Annotated in this window: 1 protein-coding gene; it reads right to left on the reverse strand. The window is 65.0% G+C overall.

From position 1 onward, the window contains the following. On the reverse strand, nt 1-254 hold a 254-nt coding region (locus tag CUZ56_RS15265), incomplete at both ends, for an oxygenase MpaB family protein (protein ID WP_204250966.1).

Raw genomic sequence — 254 nt, forward strand, 5'->3', positions numbered from 1 at the left:
TCTCATATCCGCGAGATGGCGGTTCAGCGGATACAGTCGCCACTGTTCGGGGCCGGCTGCCGTGACGAAACCGATGGCGCGCATCACCAGTTCGAAGGCCCGCTGCCGTCCCGGCCCCCACGCCAGGCCCAGTTCGTCGCGGAAACGCTGGGGCAGGAATCCGGTGGTGAAGAACCTGTTGATCCGGCGGAACGCCAGCCGTTCGAACCGGCCGTAGGGGCCCAGATCGACGACTTGGCCGAGTAGATAGGTTT

The sequence above is a fragment of the Saezia sanguinis genome (assembly GCF_003991585.1).
GTDB classification, from domain to species: domain Bacteria; phylum Pseudomonadota; class Gammaproteobacteria; order Burkholderiales; family Burkholderiaceae_C; genus Saezia; species Saezia sanguinis.